25 protein-coding genes and 2 tRNA genes are annotated in these 26,008 nt (G+C 67.8%); 15 read left to right on the top strand and 12 right to left on the bottom strand.

The window, feature by feature from the left end; translation table 11 throughout:
• Nucleotides 1-14: 14 nt before the first annotated feature.
• On the top strand, nucleotides 15-659 hold the full coding sequence (locus ACGFI6_RS38510) for an MSMEG_1061 family FMN-dependent PPOX-type flavoprotein (RefSeq protein WP_393127600.1): 645 nt from the start codon (nucleotides 15-17) through the stop codon (nucleotides 657-659).
• Here ACGFI6_RS38510 and ACGFI6_RS38505 read toward each other — a convergent pair.
• From ACGFI6_RS38505 to ACGFI6_RS38485, 5 genes are all read right to left on the bottom strand, one after another.
• On the bottom strand, nucleotides 656-2,149 hold the full coding sequence (locus ACGFI6_RS38505; protein WP_393127599.1) for an ATP-binding protein: 1,494 nt from the start codon (nucleotides 2,147-2,149) through the stop codon (nucleotides 656-658). The two genes, ACGFI6_RS38510 and ACGFI6_RS38505, sit on opposite strands and share 4 nt — an antisense overlap.
• On the bottom strand, nucleotides 2,149-3,810 hold the full coding sequence (locus ACGFI6_RS38500; RefSeq protein WP_393127598.1) for an FAD-dependent oxidoreductase: 1,662 nt from the start codon (nucleotides 3,808-3,810) through the stop codon (nucleotides 2,149-2,151). Before ACGFI6_RS38500 ends, ACGFI6_RS38505 begins: the two co-directional genes overlap by 1 nt.
• Before the next feature lie 103 nt (nucleotides 3,811-3,913).
• Nucleotides 3,914-4,996, bottom strand: a complete 1,083-nt coding sequence (locus ACGFI6_RS38495) for a chitinase (protein ID WP_393127597.1) — start codon at nucleotides 4,994-4,996, stop codon at nucleotides 3,914-3,916.
• 110 nt (nucleotides 4,997-5,106) lie between these two features.
• Nucleotides 5,107-5,583: a winged helix-turn-helix transcriptional regulator gene (locus tag ACGFI6_RS38490; protein ID WP_393127596.1), complete on the bottom strand. Its 477-nt coding sequence runs from the start codon at nucleotides 5,581-5,583 to the stop codon at nucleotides 5,107-5,109.
• Nucleotides 5,580-6,824: an MFS transporter gene (locus ACGFI6_RS38485; RefSeq protein WP_393127595.1), complete on the bottom strand. Its 1,245-nt coding sequence runs from the start codon at nucleotides 6,822-6,824 to the stop codon at nucleotides 5,580-5,582. The genes ACGFI6_RS38490 and ACGFI6_RS38485 overlap by 4 nt, the downstream gene beginning before the upstream one ends.
• Before the next feature lie 718 nt (nucleotides 6,825-7,542).
• Here ACGFI6_RS38485 and ACGFI6_RS38480 point away from each other — a divergent pair.
• The 3 genes from ACGFI6_RS38480 to ligD are packed head-to-tail and all read left to right on the top strand — an operon-like array spanning nucleotide 7,543 to nucleotide 10,786.
• On the top strand, nucleotides 7,543-8,628 hold the full coding sequence (locus tag ACGFI6_RS38480) for a helix-turn-helix domain-containing protein (RefSeq protein WP_393127594.1): 1,086 nt from the start codon (nucleotides 7,543-7,545) through the stop codon (nucleotides 8,626-8,628).
• Nucleotides 8,629-8,677: 49 nt separating this feature from the next.
• A complete protein-coding gene (locus ACGFI6_RS38475; RefSeq protein WP_393127593.1) occupies nucleotides 8,678-9,787 on the top strand; it encodes a branched-chain amino acid aminotransferase in 1,110 nt (369 codons plus the stop codon).
• Between the two features lie 33 nt (nucleotides 9,788-9,820).
• Nucleotides 9,821-10,786, top strand: coding sequence for a non-homologous end-joining DNA ligase (gene ligD / locus ACGFI6_RS38470; RefSeq protein ID WP_393127592.1), 966 nt, complete (start codon nucleotides 9,821-9,823; stop codon nucleotides 10,784-10,786).
• Between the two features lie 239 nt (nucleotides 10,787-11,025).
• Here the strand turns inward: ligD and ACGFI6_RS38465 are convergent, their stop codons facing one another.
• On the bottom strand, nucleotides 11,026-11,628 hold the full coding sequence (locus ACGFI6_RS38465) for a TetR/AcrR family transcriptional regulator (protein WP_393127591.1): 603 nt from the start codon (nucleotides 11,626-11,628) through the stop codon (nucleotides 11,026-11,028).
• Nucleotides 11,629-11,711: 83 nt separating this feature from the next.
• Between ACGFI6_RS38465 and ACGFI6_RS38460 the strand changes: the two genes are divergently transcribed.
• Both ACGFI6_RS38460 and ACGFI6_RS38455 read left to right on the top strand, forming a co-directional pair.
• Nucleotides 11,712-13,058, top strand: coding sequence for an FAD-dependent monooxygenase (locus ACGFI6_RS38460; protein WP_393127590.1), 1,347 nt, complete (start codon nucleotides 11,712-11,714; stop codon nucleotides 13,056-13,058).
• Between the two features lie 109 nt (nucleotides 13,059-13,167).
• Nucleotides 13,168-13,803 carry a nucleoside/nucleotide kinase family protein gene (locus ACGFI6_RS38455; protein WP_393127589.1) on the top strand — a complete coding sequence of 212 codons (636 nt, stop codon included), beginning with the start codon at nucleotides 13,168-13,170 and terminating at the stop codon, nucleotides 13,801-13,803.
• On the opposite strand, the gene ACGFI6_RS38450 is transcribed toward ACGFI6_RS38455, so the two are convergent.
• Nucleotides 13,784-14,521 carry a TetR/AcrR family transcriptional regulator gene (locus ACGFI6_RS38450; RefSeq protein ID WP_393127588.1) on the bottom strand — a complete coding sequence of 246 codons (738 nt, stop codon included), beginning with the start codon at nucleotides 14,519-14,521 and terminating at the stop codon, nucleotides 13,784-13,786. The genes ACGFI6_RS38455 and ACGFI6_RS38450 overlap by 20 nt on opposite strands.
• 81 nt (nucleotides 14,522-14,602) lie before the next feature.
• On the opposite strand from ACGFI6_RS38450, the gene ACGFI6_RS38445 reads away from it, so the two are divergent.
• The 6 genes from ACGFI6_RS38445 (at nucleotide 14,603) to ACGFI6_RS38420 (ending at nucleotide 18,774) form a co-directional block, all read left to right on the top strand.
• Nucleotides 14,603-15,502: an ATP-binding cassette domain-containing protein gene (locus ACGFI6_RS38445; RefSeq protein ID WP_393127587.1), complete on the top strand. Its 900-nt coding sequence runs from the start codon at nucleotides 14,603-14,605 to the stop codon at nucleotides 15,500-15,502.
• Nucleotides 15,503-15,512: 10 nt separating this feature from the next.
• Nucleotides 15,513-16,286, top strand: coding sequence for an ABC transporter permease (locus ACGFI6_RS38440; RefSeq protein ID WP_393127586.1), 774 nt, complete (start codon nucleotides 15,513-15,515; stop codon nucleotides 16,284-16,286).
• A 237-nt stretch (nucleotides 16,287-16,523) separates the two neighbouring features.
• Nucleotides 16,524-16,721 (top strand): hypothetical protein, encoded by a 198-nt coding sequence (locus tag ACGFI6_RS38435; RefSeq protein ID WP_393127585.1) that lies wholly within the window; start codon nucleotides 16,524-16,526, stop codon nucleotides 16,719-16,721.
• A 78-nt stretch (nucleotides 16,722-16,799) separates the two neighbouring features.
• Nucleotides 16,800-17,756, top strand: coding sequence for a proline racemase family protein (locus ACGFI6_RS38430; RefSeq protein WP_393127584.1), 957 nt, complete (start codon nucleotides 16,800-16,802; stop codon nucleotides 17,754-17,756).
• 49 nt (nucleotides 17,757-17,805) lie between these two features.
• Nucleotides 17,806-18,129, top strand: coding sequence for a putative quinol monooxygenase (locus ACGFI6_RS38425; RefSeq protein ID WP_393127583.1), 324 nt, complete (start codon nucleotides 17,806-17,808; stop codon nucleotides 18,127-18,129).
• A gap of 21 nt (nucleotides 18,130-18,150) precedes the next feature.
• Entirely contained in the window at nucleotides 18,151-18,774 is a 624-nt protein-coding gene (locus ACGFI6_RS38420; protein ID WP_393127582.1) for an endonuclease/exonuclease/phosphatase family protein, read from the top strand.
• 57 nt (nucleotides 18,775-18,831) lie between these two features.
• On the opposite strand, the gene ACGFI6_RS38415 is transcribed toward ACGFI6_RS38420, so the two are convergent.
• Nucleotides 18,832-18,908: transfer RNA gene (locus ACGFI6_RS38415), tRNA-Met, on the bottom strand.
• A gap of 64 nt (nucleotides 18,909-18,972) precedes the next feature.
• A complete protein-coding gene (locus ACGFI6_RS38410) occupies nucleotides 18,973-19,467 on the bottom strand; it encodes a MarR family winged helix-turn-helix transcriptional regulator (protein ID WP_393127581.1) in 495 nt (164 codons plus the stop codon).
• A 72-nt stretch (nucleotides 19,468-19,539) separates the two neighbouring features.
• On the opposite strand from ACGFI6_RS38410, the gene ACGFI6_RS38405 reads away from it, so the two are divergent.
• A complete protein-coding gene (locus tag ACGFI6_RS38405; protein ID WP_393127580.1) occupies nucleotides 19,540-20,418 on the top strand; it encodes a haloalkane dehalogenase in 879 nt (292 codons plus the stop codon).
• 30 nt (nucleotides 20,419-20,448) lie between these two features.
• Here the strand turns inward: ACGFI6_RS38405 and ACGFI6_RS38400 are convergent.
• A tRNA-Met gene (locus ACGFI6_RS38400) sits at nucleotides 20,449-20,522 on the bottom strand.
• Between the two features lie 68 nt (nucleotides 20,523-20,590).
• Here ACGFI6_RS38400 and ACGFI6_RS38395 point away from each other — a divergent pair.
• Nucleotides 20,591-21,589 (top strand): GNAT family N-acetyltransferase, encoded by a 999-nt coding sequence (locus ACGFI6_RS38395; protein ID WP_393127579.1) that lies wholly within the window; start codon nucleotides 20,591-20,593, stop codon nucleotides 21,587-21,589.
• Nucleotides 21,590-21,746: 157 nt separating this feature from the next.
• Entirely contained in the window at nucleotides 21,747-22,277 is a 531-nt protein-coding gene (locus tag ACGFI6_RS38390) for a hypothetical protein (RefSeq protein WP_393127578.1), read from the top strand.
• A gap of 84 nt (nucleotides 22,278-22,361) precedes the next feature.
• Here ACGFI6_RS38390 and ACGFI6_RS38385 read toward each other — a convergent pair whose 3' ends face one another.
• A complete protein-coding gene (locus ACGFI6_RS38385; protein WP_393127577.1) occupies nucleotides 22,362-25,358 on the bottom strand; it encodes a UPF0182 family protein in 2,997 nt (998 codons plus the stop codon).
• Nucleotides 25,355-25,972: a PPA1309 family protein gene (locus ACGFI6_RS38380; RefSeq protein ID WP_393127576.1), complete on the bottom strand. Its 618-nt coding sequence runs from the start codon at nucleotides 25,970-25,972 to the stop codon at nucleotides 25,355-25,357. Before ACGFI6_RS38380 ends, ACGFI6_RS38385 begins: the two co-directional genes overlap by 4 nt.
• Nucleotides 25,973-26,008 lie beyond the last annotated feature (36 nt).

The following is a 26,008-nucleotide window of genomic DNA, read 5'->3' as shown; positions in this document are numbered from 1 at the left end:
GAAGGAGGCATGCAGTGACCAGGTGGGACGAGCTGCCCGGAGTACACAGTGTGGACGAGCTCGAGCGGTTCGGTACGCCGGATCCGATACCCCGCGACAAGGTCGAGGCCCGATTGCGCGACGTCCATCGGGAGTGGATCGAGGGTACGCCGCTGATCTTCGTCGCCACCTCATCACTCGACGGCCGCTGCGACGTCTCCCCGAAAGGCGATCCACCAGGCTTCGTACAGGCGCTGGACGACGCCACACTCGCCGTCCCGGAACGTTCGGGCAACCGCCGGATGGACGGTTTCCGCAACATCCTGGAGAACCCGCACGCCGGCCTGCTCTTCGTGATCCCCGGACGTCCCGAAACCCTCCGGGTCAACGGCCGCGCCCGCATCGTCACCGACGGCCCGTTCTTCGACGCGATGACCGTCCGCTCGCATCGACCATCGCTGGCCCTCGTCGTCAACGTCGAAGAGGTCTTCTTCCACTGCCCGAAGTCCCTCGCCCGCGCCCGCCTCTGGAAACCTCGGACCTGGACCCCGACCGCAGTCCGCCCGTACGCCGAGATCGCCCAGGCCCTCTGGCGCCAAGGCGAAACCCTGCAGTCCATCGAGGCTCGCAACCGTCCCGAGGCACTCGACGAGCAGCTCTACCCGCGGAACACCTGCTAGGCAAGGAGGGTGGGGTCGGCCTCCAGTTCGCGTTCGGGCTCGAGGGGGAGGACGATCTTGAAGGTCGTACGGCCCGGCTCGGACTCGACCCGTAGGTCGCCGTGGTGCTTCTTGACCACGATCCGCCAGGAGATGTCCAGGCCGAGGCCGGTGCCCTCGCCGATCGGCTTGGTGGTGAAGAACGGCTCGAAGATCCGCCGCCGGATCTCCTCGGGAATGCCCGGTCCGGTGTCGCCGATCTCGACGACCGCATAAGCACCGTCCCGCCGGGTGCGCAGCGTCAGCGTCCCGGAACCACCCATCGCACTCACCGCATTGTCGATGATGTTCGTCCACACCTGGTTGAGCTCGGCCGCGTACGCCGGGATCGCCGGCAGCTCGGGGTCGAAGTCCTTGACGATCTCGTACCCCTGCAGCTTCCCGGACATCATCACCAGCGTCGACTTCAGCAGCTCGCGCAGATCGACGGTCTGGTACGGCGCCCGGTCGATCTGCGAGTACTGCTTGGCGGCACCAACGAGGGTCGAGATCCGGGTGACCGAGTCGTCGATCTCGTTCATCAGCGACTCGGTGTCGATCGTGTACATCAGCCACCGTACGGCGCCCTCGAGGTACTTCGGACCGACGGCCGTCAGCACCTCGTCCATCCACGGCACGTCCAGGCCGGCCTGTGCCAGTACGGGCGCCACGTCCCAGCTGGCCTGGACGTCGTGGTCGTCCAGCCAGTCGGTCAGCAGATCCTCACGATCGGACAACTCCATCGGCGGGATGTCCTTGTCCTTGTTCTTCTCCAGCCGCTCGACTGCGTCGTCCTGCAGCGCGACGATCTGGTGCAGCTTGGTCGCGTCGAGCGTGCCGTCCGCGAGCATCGCCAGCTTCGACCGCATGCCCGAGACGCGCTGCCGCAGCGACGCCGCCGCCCGGACCGCCGCCGCGGCCGGGTTGTTCAGCTCGTGGGTCAGACCCGCGGACAACGACCCGAGGGCGAGCAACCGCTCCCGCTCGCCGACCGTCTCGCTGGTCCGGCGGGCGCCCATCACGAAGCCCTCGATCAGGTGCACTGCCATCGGGAACCAGGTGTTCATCATCGTCGCCATCGTCTCGGCGCTGACCAGGAAGAACTCCGACGGCTGCGTGACCTGCATGGTCGCGGTGTACGACTTCGTCTCGGCGGCGCCGAAGAACGCGTTGAACGCCCCCGAGTACACACCGCGCTGGGAGGTCCGGTTGATCTCGATCAGCTCACCGTGCGACAGCTTGCACAGACGCAGCTCACCGGACAGCAGCACGTAGCAGCAGGTGGCCTCGTCGCCTTCGTTGAAGACGGTCCCCTCGTGGACCTCCTCGACGTACCCCGCCTCGGAGAGCCACTGCAACTGCTCGTCGCTGAGGCTCTCGAAGAGGAACAGCGTGCGCAACTCGTCAGGAGTCAGCCGCCGCGGCTCCCCAGCCTCTACGGCCCCTGCAGCCTCTTCGGCATGGTCAGTCATCAGAGCATCTCCAGGTATCGGTGCACCAGTGTCACGGCCATCGCTCCGTCGCCGACCGCCGACGCGACCCGCTTCACCGACTCGGCCCGGACGTCGCCTGCCGCGAACACGCCGGGCATGCTCGTTTCGAGGTGGTAGGGCTCCCGCTCCAACGGCCAGCCGGTGGGCCGGCCGTGCAGATCGGGACCGGTGAGGACGAATCCCCGGTCGTCGCGGAGCAGGTCACCGGGCAGCCAGTCCGTCCGCGGGGCGGCGCCGATGAACACGAACATCCATTCCGTGTCCACCTCACGCTTCTCCCCGGTCTCGCTGTTCAGCAGGGTGAGACGTTCCAGGTGCTCCGAGCCCGTACAGGAAACGACCTGCGTGCAGGTGTGCACCTCGATGTTGTCGATCGCATCGATCTGGTCGATGAGGTACGACGACATCGTCGCGGTGAGCGATGGTCCTCGTACCAGCATATGCACGCGTTTGGCATACCCGGAGAAATAGACCGCTGCCTGACCGGCGGAGTTCGCGCCGCCGATGATGAACACCTCGGCCTCGGCGCAGGCCGGACCCTCGGTGGTGGCCGAGCCGTAGAAGATCCCGCGGCCGGACAACTCGTCGACGCCGGGCGCCTGGAGCGTCCGGTACGAGACGCCGGTCGCCAGGATCACCGAGTGCGTCGAGATCTCACTCCCGTCCGAGAACCGCAACTGCCGGGCGTTGCCGAGCTTCTCGAGGCCGACCACCTGACGGGTCGTGAGCAGCTCCGCTCCGAACCGAACCGCCTGCCGGCGCGCCCGTTCCGTCAGCTGTGCCCCGGACACTCCATCCGGGAAGCCGAGGTAGTTCTCGATGCGGCTCGACTGGCCGGCCTGACCGCCGGTCGCGAGCTGCTCGACGAGCACGGTCCGCAGGCCCTCGCTGGCGCCGTACACCGCGGCGCCGAGCCCGGCCGGGCCGCCGCCGACCACGACCAGGTCGTAGAAGTCCTTCGCCGGCGCCGTGGACAGACCGACCTTTTCGGCCAGCTCGGCCTCGGTCGGCGCGATCATCACGGTGGCGTCGGGAGTGATCACGACCGGCAGCGACGAGCCGTCGACGCCGGCCGCGTCCAGGAGCCGTTTGGCCTCTTCGTCGTCGACGTTCAGCCAGCGGTACGGCACGGCATTGCGGGCCAAGAAGTCGCGGGCCGTGAACGACGGCGCCGACCAGCGGTGGCCGATCACCCGCGTCTCGTCGCCGGACTGCTCCGGGGTCGACCTCCACAGGTCCAGCATCGCGTCGACCACCGGGTACAGCTTCTCCTCCGGCGGGTTCCACGGCTTCAGCAGGTAGTGGTCGAGGTCGACCACGTTGATCGCCTGGATCGCCGCATCGGTGTCGGCGTACGCCGTCAGCAGCACGCGCCGGGCGAGCGGGAACAGGTCCATCGCGGCCTCGAGGAACTCGATGCCGGACATCTGGGGCATCCGGTAGTCCGCCAGCAGCAGGGCGACGGGTTCGCCGCGGAGCTTGAGCTCCTTCAGCGCGTCGAGCGCCTGCGCCGGATTCTCCGCCCGGACGATGCGGTTCTCCTCGCCGTACCGACGGCGGAGGTCACGGGCGATTGACCGGGAAACACCGGGATCGTCGTCCACGGTGAGGATCACCGCACGGGTCGTTGACGCTGTCATGCCTCTTTCATACCAGCGGATGCCTACAAAACGGGATCCGTGATCGCACGGGTTCGGGGCCCGGTTCGCGTGGGGCGGAGGCGCGAACCGGGCCCACGGGCGGTTATGGCAGGGCGTCGAGGTACGGCGCGTGGCTGTTCTGGAACTCCCAGTTGTAGTAGTGGTCCCAGTTGATCGACCACGTCATCAGACCGCGGAACCCCGGCGAAGCGCCGCCGCGGAGGCTGTAGCCGCCGCAACTCTGGCCCTTCACCAAGCAGTCGAGCGCCTCGTGTACGGCTGCCGGGGCGGTGTAGCCGTTGCCCGCGCTGACTGCTGCCGGGAGCCCGAGACCGATCTGGTCGTCGCGCAGCCCCGGGAACGTCTGACCGGTGTTCCCCACCGGGAACCCGGCCTTGACCATGTCGGTCATCGCGATGTGGAAGTCCGCGCCGCCCATCGTGTGGTACTGGTTGTCGAGCCCCATCACGGGACCGGAGTTGTAGTCCTGGACGTGCAGCATCGTCAGGAAGTCCCGTACGGCATCGATCACCGGCAGGTACGACCCGGCGCGATTGTCGTTCGACCCGCCGTAGAACTGGTACCCGACCTGCACGAAGAACGTCTCCGGTGCCATCGTCAGGACGAACTTGTCGCCGTACTTCGCCTTGAGGCTCTGCAACGCCGAGATCAGATTCACGATCACCGGCGTGGTCGGATTGCGGAAGTCGGTGTCGCCCGCATCGAGGTAGAGCGAGTGTCCCTCGAAGTCCACGTCGAGCCCGTCCAGCCCGTACTTGTCGATGATCCCGCCGACCGAGCTGACGAACGCATCCCGCGCCGCCGTCGTGGTCAGCTGGACCTGACCGTTCTGCCCGCCGATCGAGAGCAGCACCTTCTTGCCGGCCGCCTGCTTCGCGCGGATCGCGCTGACGAACTCGTCGTCGCTCTCCACGTTCGGGCACTCGCTCGCCGGGCATCTGGTGAACCTGATGTCCCCCGAGGTCACCGATGTCGGTTCACCGAACGCGAGGTCGATGATGTCCCACTCGTCCGGTACGTCGGCCATCCGCACGTACCCGGATCCGTTCGCGAAACTGGCGTGCAGGTACCCGACCAGCGCATGCTCCGCCGAGTCCGGCGCCGCCTGAGCCGGAAGCGCCAGACCGGTGAGCAGAACCCCGAGAACGATCGCAAGCCGTCGCATAGCTATTTAGTAAAGAAGCTCCATAACTAGCGGTCAACGCATCGCGGCGGCGGATACCCGACGGTGTCGGGTATCCGGCCTGCGGTCGTGGCGCCGTGTTGCGACCGGTGTCAGCGCCAGGTGCTGCGATCTGCCGGGCTGCCGGCGACGGGTTCGAAGACCACATCGTCCTCGGAGACCTCGTCACCGTCCTCGTCGACGAAACCGACATTGACCAGACGCCCGGACCGGGTGTCCCGCCGAAGCACGGTCGGCCCGTCCTCGCGGGGCCGGTGTACATCGCCCCACTGCTGCAAGGCCGCCAGTACGAGTTTGAGATCCGCCCCGGCCGCCGTCAGGTGGTACGACGACCGCGTCCGCTCACCGGCCTCTTGATACTCCCGCTTCTCCAGGAGGCCGGCGTCGACCAGTGTTGCCAGGCGGTTCGTCAGGATGTTCGGCGCGATGTGCAGGAAGTCGCGGAAGTCCGCGAACCGGGTCGTCCCGAGGTGCGCCTCGCGCAGGACCATGAACGACCAGCGGTCGCTGACCAGGTCCAGGGTGCGGGCGATCGAGCAGTTCGGCGAGGTCCCGGTCTTGGTGATCATCGCGCTTCCTCCACCTGCCGACGTCGGTTCTGCGCCGCCAGGGCTGTGGACGCGGCGATGACGAGCAGCGCCAGGCTACCGATCACGATCACGCCGACGAGCAACGCCGTACCGAGACCGGAGGCCGTCGCGATCAGGCCGAGTGTCACCGCGATCGCACCCTGCAGGACGTACGCGACGAGGTACACGGCTGCGACCGTGCCGCCGCGGTGGTGAGCCGGCGCGTGGGTGGTGATCAGACCCAGGCCACCGGAGAAGAGCAGGCCGTAGCTGACGCCGCCCAGCACCGTGGTGACCATGAACAGCGGCAGCGAGTGCGTCCGCGCCGAGGTCTCGAGGAACGCCACGTCGACCAGCGTCGCGACTGCCCCCACGGTAACCAGCCATCCGGGTGCGAACCGGCGACCCACGATCGCGGTGAGGCCGATCGTGACAGACATGATCGCGAGGATCAGGCCGATGACGAAGATGTTCTCGGTGCCGATCAACTGGCGCGCAACCTGCGCGCCGAGGGCGAGGAAGACCGACCCGAACGCGTACGCGGCGGTCACCGCGACGGCGGACGCGACGTACAGCAGGCGAATGCCCTTGGCCACGGTGATCGGGCGCGGTCGCCAGTGACCCTGGCTCTCGTCCTTGGTGTGCCGCGGCATCCGCCGGACGAAGCCGAAGATGACGGCGACGGCTGCCAGCAGCACCCAGAAGTCCAGGTGCAGCGGCGCCGGTGCGTACTCGATCAGTCCGCCTCCGACGATCGTCGCGAGCGCCAGACCGGCCGCCGTCGCCGCGGTCGTGATGGACGAGGCTCGCGCCGCCTTCCCACGTGCGCTGAACTCGACCACCGCGGCCGTGGCCGGAGTCAGCGCAAGACCGACGCCCGCCCCCATCAGCGCACGCCCCGCATACACCCAGCCGACCGACGGTGCGATCGCGAACAGGAGGACGCCGGCGAGCAGGCCACCGACGCCGTACAACATCGCCGCACGGCGGCCGATGTAGTCGGACAGTTGCCCGAAGAGCAGCAGGAAGGCGACCAGGACCACCGGGTACACGGCGAAGATCGCCGTGGTCGCGGTGGGAGTCAGGTGCCAGGTCGAGGCATACAGCGGGTACGTCGTCGTCGGCGCCGCGCTGGTCCACAGGCTGATGCCTGCAACCGCGGCAGCCGTCCAGAAACTGGCCCGCCGGCTCAAGGGGCGAGGTGAGCGCGCCGTCGTCAGTTCGAGAGTGCTGGTGGTCATGCCGGGTTCCTTCCGGGAACGTCCCTGAGTTGCACGATGAAACTCACAACAGCTGAGTAGCTCCATGCAATCCAGCTGACAGAGTGACCCGCGTCACAGTCGGACTCACTCGGGCAGAACCCCTCGCGCTCCGGTCACGGACCGCAGCTGAGACATGGCCATGGCCGGCCGCAGCGGGAGCACAGTCCGTCGACCCCGGGGGCCGGCAGCCACACGGGCACGTTGCTGTGCGGGCTCGGTGGACCGGCTGGACCCGCTGGGCTCGGTGGACTCGGTGGACTCGGTGGACTCGGTGGGCTCACTGGTTGTTGGGTGATCGTGCTGCTGCGGGTGGCGGGCACGACGGGGAACCAGTGGACCTGGGTGCGACCGCCGGTCCCGTGCATCGCCAGGACGGAGCCGACACAGTCCCAGGTCGACGTACTGGACCAGGGGCCGCGCCAGCGGAGCGCGACAGTGCCGTCGGACCACTCCACACCCTCGGCGAGGATCGCGGTGGGGTTGGTGTGGCGGACCAGACGGAAGAGGCGGGCCTGGGGCTGCAGCGGGTTCACCTCTCCAGACTGCCCAGAACACACTGCGGACAACAGGTGTGGGCTGTGGGCTGTGGGAACAGCCCACAGCCCACATGTCCTTGTTTTACACGGTTTTGTCGGCGAGGGCTTGTAACTTGTCCGGCACGCACCACATGAGCTCGAAGCGCGAACGGGGTGGTCCTGTGACTTCTTTTGGTCCCTTGCTGCGACAGTCCAGGCAGGCGGTCGGCCTGAGCCTGCGGCAACTGGCAACCCGCGTCGGGTACGACCACAGCTACCTGTCGCAGGTGGAGCGTGGGCAGCGGCCGGGCTCTGCGGACCTGGCGCGGCTCTGCGACACCGAGCTCGGCACTGACGGCCGGCTGACTGCCACGTTCGAGCGAAGGCCCGCCCGCACGGGCCAGGTACGCCCGGAGCCCGACCCGATGGAGGCTGCGTGGCGAGGACTGGTCGGCACGCTCGATGCCGTGGCCACGGATCAGCTGTGCAGTGAGTTCCGCACGGTGCCTCCGGCGGCCCTGCTGCCGACTGTGGTGAGTCAACTGCACGGCGCCGCGCCCCCGGAGGCGGCCGAGCTGAGCGTTCTGATCGCAGAGATCCTGACGCGACTGGGCGAGACAAGCACCGCGAGGCGTTGGTGGTGGGCCGCACGAGCGGCGGCGGACAGCGTCGGTGCGGGGGCGACGGTCCGCGCGCGCGAGGCGATCATCGGGCTGGCCGAGCGGCGCCCGCTCCCGGAGTTGCTGGAGCTGGCCGACGACGCGATCAGCCTCGACCGGCAGAGCTATCTGCCGCGCGCAGCACGAGCACTGGTGCTGGCCGAGCGCGGCCGGAGCCAGGAGGCCCAGCGCGCATTGCAGGAGCTGATCGGTATCGGTGACGAGCTGCTGCAAGCCCCGACGTACCAGCTGCACTGGGCGGAGGGCCGCATGTGCACCCTGCTCGGGTACGGCGTCGCGGGCTGCGTGCTGCTGGAGCGCGCCAGGGAGCTCTGCCCGGACAGCTGGGTCGGTGATCGCGCACTACTGGACCTGTCCCTGGCCGAGTGCCTGACGATCGCGGGTGAAGTGGCCGCCGGCATCGCCATGTCCCTGCGCGTCCTGGTGGAGCTGCCGGACGAGTGGCACGACCTGTTGGTGTACGACGCCGCCGATCGAGTGCTGCGCCACGTGCAGACGGAGCCCGGTGCAGCCGAGCTACGGCGACTGCTGGCACACCCGACGTACCGGAGTGGCCGGAGTGTGGGCGGCGGGTCGAGCCAAAGGTGAGAGCAGGGGTAGCGTGCGGCGAGTGACAGGTGAACAGCAGGCGACGGTAGTGACAGACGCATGGGACTTCGCAGTGGAGCTGCGGAGCGACCCGGCCAGCGCAGAGACTCGCGGCGCCGTGCTCAAGGACCCCGCGTTCGGCCAGTCCTTCACAGATCACATGGTGGTTGCCAACTGGTCGGTGGACCGCGGCTGGCACGACGCGAAGGTCACGGCGTACGCACCGCTGTCACTCAGCCCTGCCGCAGCTGTCTTCCACTACTCGCAGGAGATCTTCGAGGGTCTCAAGGCGTATCGGCACGCCGACGGCTCGGTGTGGGCCTTCCGCCCGGACCGGAACGCGGCGCGGTTCACTGCGAGTGCGGCCCGGCTCGCCCTGCCACAGGTGCCCGAGGACGAGTTCGTCGCAGCGCTGCGAGCGCTGGTGACTGTTGACGAGGCCTGGGTGCCGTCGGCCGAGGACGGCGAGACCAGCCTGTACCTGCGGCCGTACATGATCGCCACTGAAGCCGCCCTGGCCGTGCGGCCCTCCCATGAGGTGCTGTTCGGAGTCATCGCCTCTCCCGCCGGTCCTTACTTCAACACCGGCCCGAAGCCGGTCTCCATCTGGCTGACCACCTCCACGATCCGCGCCACGCCGGGCGGCACGGGCGCGGCCAAGTGCGGTGGCAACTACGCGTCCAGCCTGGCCGGCCTCGCCGAGGCGGTCGCGAACGGCTGCGAGCAGGTCGCGTTCGTCGATGCCGCCGAGCACAAGTGGCTCGAGGAGATCGGCAGCATGAACATGTTCTTCGTGTACGCCGACGGCCGGATCGCGACTCCGGAGTTGTCGGGCTCGATCCTCGAGGGCGTCACCCGCGCCTCGGTCCTGGAGCTCGCCGCCGACCTCGGCCACCCGGTCGAGGAACGCCGGATCTCCGCCGACGAGTGCCGCGACGGCGTCCGCTCCGGCGAGATCACCGAGGTCTTCGCCTCCGGTACGGCCGCGGTCATCACCCCGATCGGCCGCCTCGCCTGGCCCGACGGCGATCTCACCATCGGCGACCACTCCGTCGGGTACGGCGTCGGCCCGGTCACCGCCAAGATCCGCAGCACCCTCCTCGACCTCCAGTACGGCCGCACCCCCGACCCCCGCGGCTGGCTCACCCGCCTGGCCTGACGCCGTTTGTCCCCCATGCCCTAAGTTGGCTTCATGGCCGCGTCCAAGGGGAAGTCTCCGGCGATCGAGTTGGAGGTCGGGGATCGTACGGTGCGGATCTCGAATCCGGACCGCGTCTACTTCCCTGCCCGCGGTGAGACCAAGCTGGACCTGGTCAAGTACTACCTGTCCGTCGGGGACGGGATCGTGAACGCCCTGCGGGAGCGGCCGTGCATGCTGCATCGGTTCCCGGAAGGCGTTGCGGGCGAGAAGGTGCACCAGAAGCGGCTGCCGAACGGGGCGCCACCGTGGATGGAGACCGTCCGCGTCACGTTCCCGCGGTACAACCGGACCGCCGACGAGCTCTGCGTGACCGAGCTCGCGCACGTCGCCTGGGCGGTGCAGATGTCGACGGTCGAGTTCCACCCCTGGAACTCACGGCGCGCCGACACCGAGAAGCCCGACGAGTGGCGCATCGACCTCGACCCGATGCCCGACTGTCCGTTCGACCGGGTACGCCGGGTCGCGAACCTCGTCCACGAGATGCTCGACGAGCTCGGTGCGGTCGGCTATCCGAAGACGTCCGGTGGCAGCGGCCTGCACGTCTACGTCCGCGTCGAGCCGACGTACGGCTTCACCGACGTACGACGTGCCGCCCTCGCGTTCGCGCGCGAGGTGGAGCGGCGCGCGCCGGACGACGTGACGACCACGTGGTGGCGCAAGGACCGCGATCCTCGACTGGTCTTCGTGGACTTCAACCAGAACGCGCGCGACCACACGATCGCCGCGGCGTACTCGGTGCGCGGCAACCCCGAAGGCACCGTGTCCACCCCGATCCGTTGGGACGAGGTCGACGACGTGAACCCGAAGGACTTCACGATCGCCACCGTCCCGGCCCGCTTTGCCGACCTGGGCGACCTGCACGCCACCATCGACCAGAACGTCTACTCGCTCGACACCCTGCTCGAATGGGCCGACCGCGACGAACGCGAAGGCGCCGAGTCCCCACCCGAGGACTGACGCCATCCCCGTCCACTCACCAACGACCGACGGACTCGCCCCACTCACCAACCACACCGGACGTCCCCCACTCACCAACAGCGGCTCGCGACGCCTGTCTCGGCAGCGAGCGTCCGGGCAAACCAGGTTGGTGAGTGGCTGGGGTCCGGATCTCCACGCCATCACAACGGCTCCGCGCGGCTCGGTCCACGCCTGCCGCGGGCAACCACCACGCGATTGTGATGGCCTGGCGATCCGTCCTACCCCGCCAGGCCGTGGTGGAGGAGGTCGGTGAGGGTGTCGATGGCCGACTCGTCGGTGATGGTTCGGCCGTTGGACGGATTGACGACGAGCCAGGTGTAGGCGAAACCCTCCATCAAGGCGTTCATCGCGGAGATCGCGACCAGCGGATCGGCCGGCGGGTTCGGCAGGTGGGCGAAGTGCTCGATCATGTGCTGGTCGTCGTCCGCCATGATCTGCTGCAGTCGCCGGCCCAGCTCGGGATCGGCCAGCGAGGCCTGCTTCACCGCGATCATCTCCGCCAGATGCGTCTGGTAGAACCGCCAGAACGCCTCCACGTGCCAGCGGATCGCTGACCGTTTACTGAAGTCGGCGTCGTGCCCGGCGTCGTCGACGACCGTCTCGTCCACCTCCGCCAGCATGTCGCGCAGCAGCGCCTCGAGCAGTTCTTCCTTGCCCGCGAAGTGGTTGTAGAACGACCCGGTCGCGCGGCCCGCGGCCGCGGTGATGTCGGTGATCTTCGTGTTCAGGTACCCGCGCTCGGCGAAGACGTCGCGCGCAGCCTGCTTCAGCGCCACCTCGGTCCCGGCCGCCCGTTGCCGGCGGCTCACCGTGTCCGTCACGACTACCTCCTTGACAGCGAACCCTAGTCGCGTTCAAACTGAATCCGAATTCAGTGAATCACAATTCAGTCAAGGAGACCACCATGAACGTCCTGATCGCGGGCGCCGGACCGACCGGACTGACCCTCGGCATCGACCTCGCCCGGCGCGGCATCGCGGTCCGGGTGATCGACAAGGCGACCGCGTTCTTCGACGGATCGCGCGGCGACGGCCTGCAACCCCGCACCCTCGAGGTCTTCGAGGACCTCGGCGTCGTGGACGAGGTACTGCAGAAGGGCCATCCGATGCCACCGATCAAGATCTACGTCGGCGGCAGACTGGTCGACGAACGCCGGATGGCCCCGACCCTCGAGCCCACTCCGGACGTCCCGTACCCGAACGGCAGCATGCTCGGCCAGTCCCGCACCGAGGCGATCCTGCGCGACAAGCTCGCCGAGTACGGCGTCCGTGTCGAACTCGGCACCGCGATCACCGGCTTCTCCCAGACCGCCGACGCGGTCACCGCCGAGCTGTCGACCGGTGAGGCCTTGACCGCCGACTACCTGGTCGGCGCGGACGGCGGGTCCAGCTTCGTTCGCAAGCACCTCGGGATCGCCTTCGTGGGAACCACCGACGAGTCGATCCGGATGCTGCTCGGCGACGTGGCGGCGGACGGGGTCGACCACGAGTACGGCCACTGGTTCGGGGCCGCGGACAACCCGATGTCCGGGATCGTGATGACCCCGCTGTCCGGGGGCGACCAGTTCCAGTTCGGCGCGCCGCTCGACGGCGAGGACGCGGACACCTCGCTGGAGGCTCTGCAGGAGCTGGTCGACAAGTTCGCCGGCGAAGGCACTGCGAAGCTGCGCAACCTGACCTGGTCGACCGTCTGGCGCCCGAACGTGCGGCTGGCCGAGAAGTTCCGCGTCGGGCGCGTATTCATCGCCGGCGACGCCGCCCACGTACACCCGCCGACCGGTGGTCAGGGCCTGAACACCGGCGTCCAGGATGCGTACAACCTCGGCTGGAAGCTGGCCGACGGACGTGCGGAGGTGCTGGCGTCGTACGAGATCGAGCGCCGGGCCAACGCGCAGCGCGTGCTCGGGATCAGCGAGGACCTGATGCAGAAGCACGTCGACGGCGACGAGTCGGCGCTGGAGCGCGGCGAGAACACCCGTCAGCTGGACATCTCGTACCGCGATCCGTCGGACACCCGCCCGCTGGTCTCCGGCGACCGCGCCCCCGACGCGCCCGTGATTGATGCCGAGGGCAACAAGACCCGGCTGTTCGAACTGCTCCGCGGCCCACACGAGACCCTGCTGCGGTTCGCTCCGACCACCCCCGCATCGCAGCCGCACACCGTCGACATCACCGCACCGGAGGCCTTCGCGATCTACCACGCCCAGCCCGGAGACGAGATCCTGGTTCGCCCGGACGGGCACCTCGCTTAGGTGCTGACTGGTGGTCCCGTGCCGTAGCGAGGAGCTGCTCGGTGCGAGATGCCGTGCCGAGTGCCCCGCAGTAGGCAGGGGGCCACCAGCCAGCACCTATGATCCAGCCGTGCAGACCTTGGATGCAGCCGCCGCCTATGAACGCGCCGTCGAGTTGGCGACGCGTGGGCGGCGGCAGCTCCTTGGCATTACCGGTGCGCCGGCGGCGGGCAAGTCGACGTACGCCGAGCAACTGGCGGCGAAGCTGACCGCCGACGGGTACCGGGTCGCGCTCGTGCCGATGGACGGGTACCACCTGGCGCAGTCGGTGCTCGACGAGCTCGGGCTCGCGGACGTGAAAGGCGCCCCGCACACGTTCGACGGATTCGGTTTCGTCGCTCTGCTCCGAAGGCTGAAGGAGTCGCCGGACGAGCAGATCTGGGCACCGCGGTTCGACCGCGGCATCGAGGACTCGATCGCCGCAAGCATCGGCGTCGCTCCCGAGGTCACGCTCGTCCTGACCGAGGGCAACTACCTGCTCCTCGACGAGACGCCGTGGTCGGCCGTACGGACCTTGCTCGACCAATGCTGGTACGTCGAGGTGCCCGACGAACTGCGCCACGAGCGGCTCGAGGCAAGGCATCGCGCATTCGGCCGATCACCCGAAGAGGCCCACGAACGGACGTACGGCTCCGACGAACGCAACGCCCGCCTGATCGCGGCGACCGCACCGGCGGCGGACGCGATCATCCAACCCGGTCGATGAGCGCCGCCACCCCGTCCAGGTAGAGCCCGAGCCCGAACGCGAAATCGGCCTCGTTGTCCTCCTCGATGTCGCCGACGACGTCGAAGACCCCGGCGTCGACCAACCGCGCCACCGCCGGATACACCCGCGGATCCGCAACTCTCCGCAGCGTCGAGGCGAACTGCTGGAACCTCACAGGGTTCTCGGCATAGCCCGCGGCCAGGTCGAAGCCGAGCCGAATCTCCCCCTGCACGTAGGTGATGAGCCCCATCACCACGCCGATCTTCATCTCCTCCGGCAGGCCGGTGTCCTGCAGCGCGGTCAGCGCCGTGTCGAACCAGGCGAGGTTGTTCGGCCCGGCCGGCGGCCCGGAGATCGGCACCTTCGCGTACCACTGGTGCCGGCGGATCGCCGTGAGCACGCCGTCGGCCCAGAACGTCAGCCCCGCGCGCCAGTCGATCCCCGCGGGCAGCGGTTCGGGCCGCTCCAGCGCGGCGTCCGACATCATCACGAGCAGCTCGTCCTTGTTCTTGACGTGCCGGTACAGCGCCATCGTCGAGTTGCCGAGCCGTTCGGCGACCTTGGCCATCGACACCGCGCCGAGGTCCTCGGCGTCGGCGATCTCGATCGCGGCCCGGACGATGTCGTCGAGCGTCAGCGACGGCTTCGGCCCGCGCCGCGGCGCCTCGCGCAGCCGCCACATCGCGGCTACGTCGGCCGGCAGCTCGTTGTTGTCCACCGGGTCAGTTTAGGGCTTGCCAACCCGCACTGCGTACCTGTTACGCTATTTAGCGTATTCGATACGCAGTAGGAGGGGACGATGATCGTCGAGGCGAACGGACTGCGGAAGTCGTACGGGAGGACCGACGTCCTGGCCGGGGTCGACCTGAGCGTGGCGGAGGGGTCCGTGCTCGCGTTGCTCGGTCCGAACGGTGCGGGCAAGACCACCATCGTGCGGATCCTGACCACGCTGACCCGCCCGGATTCCGGTACGGCGACGATCGCGGGGTACGACGTACTGCGCGAACCGGCCCGGGTCCGCGGCGCGATCAGCCTGACCGGGCAGTACGCAGCGGTCGACGAGAACCAGACCGGCGAGGAGAACCTGGTCATGGTCGGTCGTCTGATGCACCTCGGCCGGCGGACGGCGCGACGTCGTACGGCGGAGCTGCTGGAGCAGTTCGGGCTGAGCACGGCGATGGACCGCCGCGTGAAGACGTACTCGGGTGGCATGCGGCGCAAGCTCGACCTGGCGATGAGTCTGATCGCCCGCCCGCAAGTGATCTTCCTGGACGAGCCGACGACCGGACTCGATCCGGCCAGCCGGTCGGCGATGTGGGACGCGATCGTCGAGCTGGTCCGCGACGGTACGACGATCGTGCTCACCACGCAGTACCTGGAGGAGGCGGACCGGCTGGCGGACCGCGTAGTGCTGCTGGACCAGGGGCGGATCGTGGCCAGTGGTACGGCAGATGCACTCAAGACGCAGCTCGGTGGCGAGCGGATCGAGCTGCGCTTCGTTGACGACATACAGGTCCTGAAGGCGTCCGGTGTGGTCAACGGTGTGGTTAGCGAGCTCGTACTGAACGTCCCCTCGGACGGTACGGCCACACACCTGCACCACGTCCTCGACGTACTCCGGGACAACGGACTGGAGCCGGAGCGGGTCTCCTCGCACCGACCGACGCTCGACGACGTGTTCCTCGCTCTGACCGCCTGAGAGGTTGCTGATGACACACCAGGGAGTTGTCGCCGCCTGCTCGGACGTGGCGACCATGATCGACCGCGGCGTGCGGCTGGCCCGGCGGAACGTGGACACGCTCTTCGCATCGATCCTGTTGCCGCTGCTGATGATGGCGCTGTTCGTGTACGTGTTCGGCGGGGCCATCGATACGGGGACGGAGTACATCAACTACGTCGTACCGGGGATCCTGTTGCTCACCACCGGGTACGGCGCCTCGTCGACGGCCATGGTGGTCGCTGACGACATGAACAGCGGCATGATCGACCGGCTGCGCTCACTGCCCATCCACAGCTTCGCCGTACTCACAGGACACGTCGTTGCGAGCGTTGCGCGCAACGCAGCATCCACGGCGATCGTCATCCTCGCTTCAGTCGCCATGGGGTTCCGCCCTGATGCGGGAGCACTGGACTGGCTCGCAGCGATCGGGCTGCTCCTGCTGTACGTCGTTGCGCTCTCCTGGCTCGCCGCAGCGCTCGGCGTCATCGCCAAGTCGGTGGAGTCGGCCAGCACGCTCAGCTTCTTCATGCTGTTCCTGCCGTACCTGAGCAGCGCGTTCGTACGACCGGAGTCGATGCCGGCGTGGCTACGGCCGGTCAGCGAACACCAGCCGATCACCCTGGTGATAGAGACTGTGCGCAGCCTGCTGATCGGGACACCGCTGGAGAACAACGCGCAACTGGCTCTGGCGTGGTGTTGTGGTCTGCTCCTGTTTGCGATCGTGCTCGCGACGTCGCTCTACCGGCGGCGTACGGGCCGCTGATCCGAAATCACGATTCGACACCGGTCAAATACAGGGGGTGTGACCCCTTGGCCGGGTTAACGTCAAAGTCCCCCCCAACGTGTGGTGGTCCCACTCCCCCCGGGACCCACACGGGCAAGCGCCCCGGTCTTCGATCGGGGCGCTCTGTTTTTCTCTGCAGGTTTCTTGGCGAGGCGTGTCGAATCCGTCCCTCCCGGTTCGACGTGTCAGTAAGAGCGACCAAAGGAGAGGGTCAGAATGAACATCACCACCGACACCCGGAACATGATCGTCACCATGCTGGCCGAGGGCAGCCCGGTCTGGTACGTCGCCGGCATGGTCAACATGCGCAGCCACGACGTGTACGTGATCGGCCGCGAGGCCGGCTACCCCGACAAGGCCAAACTGCGCCGAGCGGTATGGGCCGCCCGGAACCGCGTCCTGCAAGCCGCCTGACCGCACCCGCTCAGGTCGCTCGAACCGCTGCTGCCCCGTCGAGGGGAGCAGCGGTTTCGTCATGTTTAGGGTGGTCCTGTGGATGATCTCAGCGTGGTCGACTACCACACGGCGGGCGAGCCGTTCCGGATCGTGACGTCAGTCGAGATCCCGGGTACGTCCGTCGCGGACCGCCGGGTCGTGGCGCAGTCCTCTCCCGGCATCGACGCCGTCCGCCAGTTGCTGGTGAACGAGCCGCGCGGGCACGCGGACATGTACGGAGGGTTCGTCGTACCGGGTGACGACGACGGCGCCGACTTCGGCGTGGTGTTCTGGCACAAGGACGGGTACTCGACCGCCTGCGGGCACGGGACGATCGCGCTGGCAACCTGGGCCGTCGAGACCGGTCGCGCCGAGGCGGGCGAGGTCGTCATCGACGTACCGTCCGGGCGGGTGGCTGCCCGCGTCAGCAAGACCGGTGTTGCCTTCCGCAACGTTCCCTCGTACGTGCTGAGCCGCGGGGTACGCGTACCGACCGCTCGCGGCGAGGTGACGGCCGACATCAGCTACGGCGGCGCGTTCTACGCTTCGGTCCCCGCGTCGGCGGTCGGTCTCTCGGTGGAACCGGCCTCGTACGCCGAACTGGTCGCGATCGGCCGCGAGATCAAGTGGGCCCTCGACCCGGTCGCGGTCCATCCAACCGATCCGCGGCTCAGCGGCCTCTACGGCACGATCCTGTACGACGACCTCGGCTCGTGGGCGGAGGGCCCGCACCAGCGCAACCTGACCGTCTTCGCCGACGGGGAGGCGGACCGCTCCCCCTGCGGTTCAGGTACGTCGGCCCGTCTCGCGTTGCTGCACGACGAGGGCCGGCTCGGCCCGGACCAGGTGCTGCGCCACGACTCCATCGTCGGTACGACCTTCCTGGGCCGCGTGGTGTCACAGGCACCTGAGGGCGTGATCACCGAGGTCAGCGGCAACGCCTACCGCACCGGGACCGCTACCTTCACCCTCGACCCACGCGACCCGCTGGGCACGGGCTTCACCCTGCGCTGATCTCAGATTGCGACCGTGACTGTCGCCGGCGGCGGCTAAGTTGGTCCTCATGATCTTCATCACCGCGAAGTTCCGTGTGAAGCCCGAGCACGCCGACGACTGGGCGTCCATCACCGCCGACTTCACGAGCGCGACCCGCGCGGAGCCCGGCTGCCTGTGGTTCGACTGGTCCCGCTCCCTCGACGACACCGGCGAGTACGTCCTGGTTGAGGCCTTCGCCGACGACGAGGCCGCAACCCACCACGTCACCTCCGCACACTTCAAGGCCGCCCAGGAAAGCCTGCCACCCCACCTGGTCGAGACACCCCGCATCGTCAACTTCAAACTCCCCCAGAACGAGTGGTCCGAGCTCGGCGAACTCGCCGTCAAGTAACCCAGGCCAGACCGGCCCGAGATGGGCAGCCTGACAGTCGCCTCGCTCAACACCCGAGGAGTCCCACTGCTCGGCTCCGCGCTCAGTGCCAGGTACGCGGCGATCGGAGCCAAGTTCGAGGCATCGAACGTGGACGTGGTGAACCTCCAGGAGGTCCACACCTGGTACCACCCGCGCAGGCTGCTCCGGTCCATGCCGTCCTACCGGTTCGTCAGCTTCCGCCCATCGGTGTCCGGACCAGCGGGCGGTCTGCTGACCCTCTCCCGGCGCACCGTCACCAGCACCACCTACCGCCGGTTTCCGACACCCACCGCCGCCGACGCGGCCGGGCTGCCGCGGCGCACCCGCCTGACCGCATTGCTCAAGGGCGCTCTACTGACCCACCTAGCCGACGTCACCATCATCAACACGCACCTCTTGGCCAACCGCGATGGCGATTGGTCTCCGACGAACCGCCACTACCGCCTCCACCAGGCCTACCTCAGCCCGGGACGGTCACCGCACTGCATCGACTTCCTGCTGCTCTCGGCCTCGACGATCACCGTCGAGTCGGCCGCCCTCACCTTCACGGACCAGGTCGCCCTGCCGAACGGCCCGGCCTACGCAACCGACCACCTGGGCCTCGAAGTCCACCTCACGCTCTGACGCGCGGTTGACTCCACAAAAAAGCGACGACCCGGACCAGATGGTCCGGGTCTTCTTTGGTAGCGGGGGCAGGATTTGAACCTGCGACCTCTGGGTTATGAGCCCAGCGAGCTACCGAGCTGCTCCACCCCGCGTCGCCTTGTTACGACTGTAAGTCTAGACGATCGCTGGGTGGCCTCCAAATCCGGCCCTACTTCACTACGGCAGGTCTGCTGGAGTCTCGTCGATCGAGGTCAGCCGATCTCCGGCGCCGTCGGCCGCCGAGATTCGGCTCAGGAGGCGATGCAGGAGATCGCGGAGCGTCTTGAACTCTTCCGGACTGGTCAACTGCGCCCAGCGGTCTTCGATCACGTCACCAGCACCGGCGGCCAAGGGCTGCGCCGCCTTGCCGCGTTCGGTGAGCACGATCAACCGGGATCGCCCGTCACGAGGGTTCGGCCGGCGCTCCAGATAGCCGGCTTGCTCGAGCTGGTCGACCGACTGCGCCATGGTCTGTTTGCGCACGCCGGCATGGATGGCCAACTCACGTACCGCGATGCCCTCCGGCGGGACGAAGGGAAACACCTTCGCGTCACCGGACCGGATGTCGCCGAACCCGGCCTCGGCCAGGGCCTCGTCGATCCCGATCGTGTATTCGCGGTGCAGCAGGCGCAGGAGGAGCGACAAGCGCAGTCGCTGCGTGGACGCATCCATATAGACAGCCACCTGTCTAATTGATAATTTGGTCAGGTACCTGTCCAGTATGCACCGCTCGAGAGGTCCTTCATGCCCACTGCAACTGTTCTGGACTCCACGATGTCCTACCGGGAGATCGGCGCCGGGAGACCGATCGTCTTTCTGCACGGGAACCCGACATCGTCGTACCTGTGGCGCCACATCCTGCCGATCGTCGGCGAGTCCGGCCGCTGCCTGGCGCCCGACCTGATCGGCATGGGCGATTCCGGTAAGCCGGACATCGCTTACACCTTCGACGACCAGGCCCGGTACCTCGATGCCTGGATCGACGCTCTTGGCCTTGGTCAGGTCGTGCTGGTCGGCCATGACTGGGGTGGCGCGCTGGCCTTCGACTGGGCCGCACGCCACCCTGACCGCGTCAAGGGAATCGCGTTCACCGAGACCATCGTGAAGCCGATGTCCTGGGACGAGTTCCCGGGCGGGGCCCGTCCGCTGTTCGAGGCCATCCGGACGCCGGGCGTGGGCGAGGCGATGGTGCTCGATCAGAACGCGTTCATCGACGAGGCGCTACCGCGAACCATCGCCCGCAACCTGAGTGACGAGGAGCTGGAAGCCTACCGACGGCCGTATCCGACCCGGGAGAGCAGGATGCCGTTGCTGCAGTGGCCGCGCGCGATGCCGCTGGACGGACAACCTGCAGACGTCGTCGCACGGATCGTCACCTACGACGCCTGGCTCGCCTCTAGCCCCGACGTGCCCAAACTCCTGCTCACCTTCGAACCCGGCCAAAGCACGATGATGACCCCCGAGATCGTCGACTGGTGCGCAACCAACCTGTCCGCACTCGAGATCGAAACGCACGGCCCAGCCGAACACCACACCCCAGAAGACCAACCCGAAGCCATCGCCGCCTCACTGGTCAACTGGCTGGTCAAGCACGCCCTGTCGGAAATGCCGAAGGCCCTCTGATCGGTTGTCCGATCAGAGGGCCTTCTTCAGTAGCGGGGATAGGATTTGAACCTATGACCTCTGGGTTATGAGCCCAGCGAGCTACCGAGCTGCTCCACCCCGCGCCGTTGTGTTTTCAGCTTAGAGGATCCGGGCAGCGCAACCAAATCGGTTTCCGGAGCGGCGATAACCCATGTCGGTCCGACGGTGCTGCGGCGTACCGTCCGAGTATGTCCCGACACGTCCTTCGTTCGAAGAGGCGGATCTGGCGGCTGCGGCCGGCCTGCTCGCCCAGCGGCATCGGGCGCACCGCAAGCGTCACCCTTTGCTCCCCGCCGACTACGAAGACGAGCGGCTGGCGCTGGTCGAGGTCACTGCGGCTTGGGAGGCCGAGGGTGCGTCCGGTGCGGTCATGGTCGAGGCCGGTGAGGTGACCGGATACTTGCTGGCGGCACCGAAGCCGTCGCCGGTCTGGGGTGCGAACGTCTGGGTCGAGGCGGCCGGTCATGCTGTACGCGAGCCGGAACACATCCGCGACCTGTACGGTGCTGCGGCCTCGCGATGGGTCGACGACGGCCGGACCGCGCACTATGTGCTGGTGCCCGACGACGCCGAACTGCTCGACGCGTGGTTCCGGCTCGCGTTCGGCTCGCAACACGCGCACGCCGTCCGCCCGACCCCCGATTCGCTGCCTGAACCGACCGGCGATCTCTCCGTACGCCGGGCGCTCCGCGCAGACATTCCTGTACTCGCGGAGCTCGACCTCGCGCTCCCCCGGCATCAGGCGCTGTCGCCGGTGTTCTCCGCCGGTGAGCTGCCGACACTCGAGGAGGCCGTGGCGGACTGGGAAGAGTCGATCGACGATCCCGACTACGCGACGTTCGTTGCCTCGTACAACGGTCAGGTCATCGGGTCGTCGGTGGGATGCTCGCTGGACAAGTCCAGTCTGCACAACGGTCTGGCGAAGCCGGACAATGCTGGCTTCCTCGGGTTCGCCGCGGTGCTGCCGTCCGCACGTGGACTCGGCGCGGGGCGCGCGTTGGGTGAGGCCGTACTGCGGTGGTCGGCGGAGACCGGGTATACGTCGGTCGTGACCGACTGGCGAGTGACGAATCTGCTGTCGTCGCGCGCCTGGCCGCGGCTGGGATTCCGCCAGACGTTCCACCGGCTGCACCGGCTGATCGGGCACTGACGGCTCGGTTGTCCACAGGTTCGGATTCGCCGGTTCGGACCCGGGCCGATCACTGCATCTTCTTGGGCAGGAAGGCGTCTCGCAGCGGGCGAGGCGCCACCGTCCCCAGGAGGCAGTCATGTCGCGTTCACCGCTTCGTTCCCGAGTCGTGCCGTCCGTGCGTCGTATCGTGACCGGGAGCGCGGTCGTCCTGGCCGCGCTCGGGCTCTCGGCCACCGCCGACGCCGCACCGGCATCACCGACGTACTCCGCTGTCTCCCCATCGACCGAGCAGAAGGCTGGCACCTTGGACGGCTTCGTGATCGAGAACCTTCCCGACGGCATCGGTTCGCCGAGCGACTTCGAGTACGAGTGGGAGGACGTGTCCTTCCACAGCCGGGTCTGGGAGACCGGTCCGGACCCGGAGGGCGCCTTCAAGGTCGACCTGACCGTCAAGACGATCCGCGGCGACAAGATCACCGACCTCGAGGCGCTGAAGGACTTCCTCGTCGAGTACGAGGAGAAGGAGCCGGGCTCCTGGCAGCTCACCCCGGTCAAGGTCGGTGGGTACGACGCTCTGTTCGCCGGCGACGAGGTGTTCTACTTCGTCGAGCCGGGTGTCGCGGCCGAGGTGACGATCGACCACGAGCGGTTCACCGACGAGGACGTGCTCGACACCGCGGCCGGATTCCGCCCCGAACCAGCCTGATGCCGTAGGCAACCACCCGGGCAGACGAACGGGGCGGCGACTCCGACTGGTGTCGGTGTCGCCGCCCCGGGAGTGCCCTGCGGGTCAGCCCGTGGGAGTGCTCGGCGGGCTTGGCGCGTTCGACGGTGGTGTCGATGCCGGCGGTGTCGCAGGCGTCGACGGGCTGCCAGACGGCTTCGGCGTCACCGTGTTGCCGGCGGCAACCGCCCGGTCGAGCGCTGCCTTCATCTTGTTGACGTTCTGCTGGTACCCGGACAGGTCACCCTTCTTGAGGGAGTCCTGTGCCGCGGCATAGGCGGCCTGCGCATCGGCCAGCGCCTGCTTCACCGTTGGGCTCTGCGGGTTGGTCGTCGGCGGTGTCGTCGTCCCCGGTGGATTCTCGCCGGTGTCGACGCTGGTGTTGAAGACCTTTGTGAGGGCTTCCTGCAGCGTCGAGCCGAAGGCGACCCGGTCGCCGAAGGACACCAGCACGTACCGCAGGACGGGATAACTACCCGGCCCACTGGTCCGCGACGAGTACACGGGCTGGACGTAGAGCAGACCGCCCCCGAGCGGCAGCGTCAGCAGGTTGCCGTACTCGGCTCTGGCGCCGCTGTTCGGCTGGTTGATCGGCAGCAACGCCTGTCTGATGCCTTCGTCGGTCTGGAACTTGTTGTACACCTGCCCCGGACCAGGTATCTGCAGGTTCCCCGGCAATCGAAGGATCCGGAACTTGCCGTAGTCCGGAGAGGTGGCCTCGGAGTCGACGGCCATGAACGCCGTGAGGTTCTCCCGTTCACCGTTCGGTACGTACACCGACGTCAGCGAGAACTGCGGCTGCTTCTGATCGGGCATCCGCAACGAGAGATAGAAAGGAGGCTGGCTGATATGGGCCGACGAGTCGCCACCGGAGGAGACCGCTGTCGGGTCGTCCGGGACGCGCCACAGGTCGCTGTTCTGGTACCAGGTACCGGAGTCCTGCACGTGGTACTTCGCGAGCAGGTCGCGCTGCACCTTGAACATGTCCTCGGGGTAGCGCAGGTGCGCCATCAGCGCCGGCGAGATGTCCGACTTCGGCTTGACCGTGCCGGGGAAGGCCTTCATCCAGGTCTTCAGCACCGGGTCGCTGTCGTCCCACGCGTACAGGTCGACCGACCCGTCGTAGGCGTTGACGACTGCCTTGACCGAGTTCCGGATGTAGTTGATCTTCTCGCTCGGCTGCTGGGCGATCGTGCCGCGGCCGGTCGTGGTGTCCCGGGTGCTGTCGTCGAGGGCGACCTTCTCGGAGTACGGGTAGTTGTCCGAGGTGGTGTAGCCGTCGACGATCCAGACCACCTGGTTGTCGACGATCGCCGGGTACGGGTCGCCGTCCGGCGTCAGCCAGGGCGCCGCCTTCTCGACCCGCTCGCGCGGGGTGCGGTCGTAGAGGATCTTCGAGTCCGAGTTCACCCGGCTGGACAGCAGGATGTTCGCGTCGCGGAACTTGGTGGCATAGAGCAGCCGGTTGAAGAACGAGCCGACCTTGACACCGCCCTTGCCCTCGTAGGTGTTCAGCGTCGGATCGCCGCCGTTCTTGCCCTCCGGGGTGTCGAGCTCGACCGGCTTGGATCCCTTCGGCGCCCCGACGATCGAGTAGTCCGGAGACTGCTCGCCGAAGTAGATCCGCGGCTCGTAGTCGCCGAGCTGGCCGGTCGGCGGCAGGTCCTTCTCGGTCCAGACGGGCGTACCGTCGGCGGCCCGCTGGTTGCCGTTCGCGGCGACGACGCCGTAGCCGTGGGTGTAGACCGTGTGGTCGTTGTTCCAGTTCCGCTGGCCGGCCGGCAGTCGGTCGATCTGGACCTCGCGGGCCGCGATGACGGTGTCGCTGCTCTTGTCCTTGATCTTGTACCGGTCGACGTCGAGATCGGTCGGGAACGAGTAGAACCCACGGACCTGCTGCAGTTGCTCGAAGGTCGGCCCGATCACGGTCGGGTCGATCAGCCGGATGCCCGGCAGTACGTCGGCGTCCGCGGTGAGCTCGCTCGGCTTCGCCGTGCTCTGCGCCTGATATTCGGTGATCTCGGTGTTCTCGAGCGCGTACGCCTGCCGCGTGGCCGCGATGTTCTTGTCGATGTACGGCGCTTCCTTCACCGGCTCGCTCGGACGGACTCGCAACTGCTGAAGAGCAGCCGGCCACAGCGCACCGAGCAGGATCGCCGACAGGATCAGAACGACAGTGCCGACGCCCGGGAGCAGCCAGGTCCGGCGGACCACGTTCGCGAAGAACAGGCCCGCGCAGAGGACCGCGATGACGGCCAGGATCTCCTTGCTCGGCAGGACCGCGTTGTCACCGGTATAGGAGATACCGGTGAAGAGTCTGCCGTCCGAGGTCGTGAGGCCGTAGCGGTCCAGCCAGTAGCTGAACGCCTTGAGCAGGACGAGCAGCCCGAGCAGCACGGAGAACTGCACCTGCGCCGCGCCGGAGGCCTTCTGTCCCTTGGCGGACGGGCGGAAACCGCCATACAGGTAGTGGGTGATGATCGCGGCGACCAGCGACAGCAGGACGATCGAGTAGCCGAAGCCGAGCAGCACGCGCAGCCAAGGGTAGTCGAAGACGAAGAACGCGATGTCCTTGTTGAAGTGCTTGTCCGTGACGCCGAACGGGGTCCGGTTCTTCCAGGCCAGGAAGACCTTCCACTCCCCCGACGCGGCCGAGCCGCCGAAGATCAGCATCAGGGTCGCGACCACACCGACCGCGATCCTGCCGTGGTGCTGGAGCAGATCGCCGTACCGCTCGAATCCGGGGCTGGGCGACGGTGCCAGCGCGACCCGCGGACGGGTCCGGAACGCAACGATGATGTTCGCGACGACCGCGACCGCCATCAGCAGACCGACGACCACGAACAACAGCACCCGGGTGCCGAGCACGGTGCTGAACACCGAGCCGAGGTCGACCGCTCGGTACCACAGCCGCTGGGTCCAGACGTCGGTGAAGACGCTGAACAGGATCAGCAGGACGATCAGCGTGGCGATCGTCGGCAGCAGGGCACGAGGACGACCGCCCGTTCGCCGCGTTCTCCTGGCAGGCGGCTCCTCAGGCATGTCGTAGACGCCGTCGCTCATGGTCGGTTCTCCTCGTCGTCGCTCATGCCGTCGACCCCGGAACCTTCAACCGACCGGCTGCCGGCCGAAGGTTCGAATGTCAAAGACAGTACTTCGCACAGCGTGGGGACCAAGTCGACGCCGGTGAGCACGGCGCCGTCCTCGTCGTGGGCGCGCAGCCGGACGGCACCGAAGCAGTCGCCCTCGCGGAGCACCGCCGCGACCATCCGGACCTCGTGCCGGCGCGGATCGCTGCCGGCGAGCCGGGCCAGCTCGGCGTCCGACTCGACGCTGGACAGCCCGGATTCGGCCGCCGCGGGCAGCACGATCCGCTCGATCGCCAACGCACAGCCGGCGACGCCGTCGGGCCACTCGATCCGGCCCAGCGCGTCGGCGAGGTTGTCGTCGTCCACGCCGCCGGGCAGCTCGCCCTGGGCGACCGGAGTGAGCGGCTGGGACGCGTCCTCGGCGCCGAGCTCGGCGGCCAGTTGCGGTTCGGCGCGGAGCAGCTCGGCGGTCGGGACCAGCGCGAACAGCTGCGCGGGCTGGTCCCAGCCCGCGCTGCTCACGTGCTTCTCGATCTCGATCACCGCGCGGCTCAGCGCGTCGGATGGCAGCGTGCCTACGGAATCCATGCCGGCAGATCTTCCCTTCGGGTCGCCGGTTCGTTC

The organism is Kribbella sp. NPDC048928, from assembly GCF_043197975.1.
Taxonomy (GTDB): domain Bacteria; phylum Actinomycetota; class Actinomycetes; order Propionibacteriales; family Kribbellaceae; genus Kribbella.
The sequence above is the reverse complement of the archived record's forward strand: the minus strand, read 5'-3'. Positions and strand labels throughout refer to the sequence as shown.

Bases quoted from the DNA above. Each gene is read 5' to 3' on its own strand.
- ACGFI6_RS38385 (WP_393127577.1), bottom strand. From the start codon at position 25,358: ATGAGCGACGGCGTCTACGACATGCCTGAGGAGCCGCCTGCCAGGAGA.
- ACGFI6_RS38445 (WP_393127587.1), top strand. From the start codon at position 14,603: ATGATCGTCGAGGCGAACGGACTGCGGAAGTCGTACGGGAGGACCGAC.
- ACGFI6_RS38410 (WP_393127581.1), bottom strand. From the start codon at position 19,467: ATGGATGCGTCCACGCAGCGACTGCGCTTGTCGCTCCTCCTGCGCCTG.
- ligD (WP_393127592.1), top strand. From the start codon at position 9,821: ATGGCCGCGTCCAAGGGGAAGTCTCCGGCGATCGAGTTGGAGGTCGGG.
- ACGFI6_RS38495 (WP_393127597.1), bottom strand. From the start codon at position 4,996: ATGCGACGGCTTGCGATCGTTCTCGGGGTTCTGCTCACCGGTCTGGCG.
- ACGFI6_RS38505 (WP_393127599.1), bottom strand. From the start codon at position 2,149: ATGACTGACCATGCCGAAGAGGCTGCAGGGGCCGTAGAGGCTGGGGAG.
- ACGFI6_RS38380 (WP_393127576.1), bottom strand. From the start codon at position 25,972: ATGGATTCCGTAGGCACGCTGCCATCCGACGCGCTGAGCCGCGCGGTG.
- ACGFI6_RS38460 (WP_393127590.1), top strand. From the start codon at position 11,712: ATGAACGTCCTGATCGCGGGCGCCGGACCGACCGGACTGACCCTCGGC.
- ACGFI6_RS38490 (WP_393127596.1), bottom strand. From the start codon at position 5,583: ATGATCACCAAGACCGGGACCTCGCCGAACTGCTCGATCGCCCGCACC.
- ACGFI6_RS38440 (WP_393127586.1), top strand. From the start codon at position 15,513: ATGACACACCAGGGAGTTGTCGCCGCCTGCTCGGACGTGGCGACCATG.
- ACGFI6_RS38405 (WP_393127580.1), top strand. From the start codon at position 19,540: ATGCCCACTGCAACTGTTCTGGACTCCACGATGTCCTACCGGGAGATC.
- ACGFI6_RS38500 (WP_393127598.1), bottom strand. From the start codon at position 3,810: ATGACAGCGTCAACGACCCGTGCGGTGATCCTCACCGTGGACGACGAT.
- ACGFI6_RS38485 (WP_393127595.1), bottom strand. From the start codon at position 6,824: ATGACCACCAGCACTCTCGAACTGACGACGGCGCGCTCACCTCGCCCC.
- ACGFI6_RS38425 (WP_393127583.1), top strand. From the start codon at position 17,806: ATGATCTTCATCACCGCGAAGTTCCGTGTGAAGCCCGAGCACGCCGAC.
- ACGFI6_RS38420 (WP_393127582.1), top strand. From the start codon at position 18,151: ATGGGCAGCCTGACAGTCGCCTCGCTCAACACCCGAGGAGTCCCACTG.
- ACGFI6_RS38435 (WP_393127585.1), top strand. From the start codon at position 16,524: ATGAACATCACCACCGACACCCGGAACATGATCGTCACCATGCTGGCC.
- ACGFI6_RS38395 (WP_393127579.1), top strand. From the start codon at position 20,591: ATGTCGGTCCGACGGTGCTGCGGCGTACCGTCCGAGTATGTCCCGACA.